Source organism: Streptomyces calidiresistens (assembly GCF_014141525.1).
Lineage (GTDB): Bacteria > Actinomycetota > Actinomycetes > Streptomycetales > Streptomycetaceae > Streptomyces > Streptomyces calidiresistens.
Genome location: NZ_VKHS01001487.1, coordinates 1 through 311, shown reverse-complemented (window position 1 = coordinate 311; position 311 = coordinate 1). Strand labels below are relative to the sequence as shown.

1 pseudogene is annotated in these 311 nt (G+C 75.2%); it reads right to left on the bottom strand.

The features are described 5' to 3' along the window. Positions 1 to 311 (bottom strand): annotated as a pseudogene (locus tag FOE67_RS27950) (type III polyketide synthase); the annotation flags it as partial.

Below are 311 nucleotides of genomic sequence, written 5' to 3'. Positions count from 1 at the left end.
GGGTGTCGTAGCCGGTGCAGGAGGCGACGGCCAGCAGGCCGACCGCGTCGGCGTCCAGGTCGGCCGCCTCCAGCGCGGCGGCCACCGCGCGCCGGCCCAGCGGTGGCGCCTCGACCGCGTACCGGCTCATCCGCTCGGCGGTGGTCCAGTGGGTCGGCGGCTCGGTGAGCGGGTTGACCACGGTGTGCCGACGGGTGACCCCCGCCGACGCGAAGATCCGCCGGGCGAGTCGGCTGTCGGCGAAGTGCTCCCGGAAGAAGTCCTCCCACAGACGGTCCTGGGAGATCGGCTCGGGCACCGCCACCCCGATG